Source organism: Bradyrhizobium uaiense (genome assembly GCF_010811875.1).
Taxonomy (GTDB): Bacteria; Pseudomonadota; Alphaproteobacteria; order Rhizobiales; family Xanthobacteraceae; genus Bradyrhizobium; species Bradyrhizobium uaiense.
The window spans coordinates 1-245 of record NZ_VKHP01000912.1; the positions used below are offsets into that span (position 1 = coordinate 1).

General features: G+C 66.5%; 1 protein-coding gene. It reads right to left on the reverse strand.

Going from position 1 to position 245, the window contains the following annotated elements; translation table 11 throughout:
- On the reverse strand, positions 1–245 hold a 245-nt coding region (locus FNJ47_RS55215; protein WP_163163737.1), incomplete at both ends, for a hypothetical protein.

The following is a 245-nucleotide window of genomic DNA, read 5'->3' on the forward strand; positions in this document are numbered from 1 at the left end:
GGTGCCGGGCTTGCTCCAGGTCTGCAGGGCCTCGAGCTTCTCGGTCGGCGACAGGTCGTGGCTGACTTCCTGCTTGAGGGCGACGGCACCTTCGATGGTGTCGGAGACGCCGCGGGCGGTCGCGCCGAAGCGAAGGCCAAGGGCTACGAAGGCGAGATGTGCTCGGAGTGCGGCAACTTCACGCTGGTGCGGAACGGGACGTGCATGAAGTGCGATACTTGCGGCAGCACGACGGGGTGTTCGTG